1 pseudogene is annotated in these 351 nt (G+C 35.6%); it reads right to left on the reverse strand.

Annotated elements, in window-relative coordinates:
* Positions 1–97: pseudogene (locus RTL21_RS23305) on the reverse strand (ATP-binding cassette domain-containing protein); the annotation flags it as partial.
* Positions 98–351: the final 254 nt, after the last annotated feature.

Raw genomic sequence — 351 nt, forward strand, 5'->3', positions numbered from 1 at the left:
GAACTAAAATACCGCTCATCACTTTTATTGTCGTTGATTTCCCTGCTCCATTTGGACCGATATAACCAACAATTTCTCCAGGCTTTATCGTAAAACTCACATCATTTAATGCATGAACCATCGTATGTTCTCGGTGTATGAGCGCTTTCAAACCTGCTGCCAAACCTGCTGTCCTTTTAGCAACCTTAAAGGACTTATTAATTCCCTCGACTTTAATCAATGCTTTTCCCTCCTTTTTCCAAAGAAGATTATAATAGCATTCTATTTAAGAGCCTGTCAATTAGTTTTTTGACTTTTTGAAATCTTTCTCCTATTCCAAGTCAAAAATGATAAAAAAGCCTGAAATGATAT

Source organism: Niallia sp., from assembly GCF_031978665.1.
GTDB lineage: Bacteria > Bacillota > Bacilli > Bacillales > Cytobacillaceae > Niallia.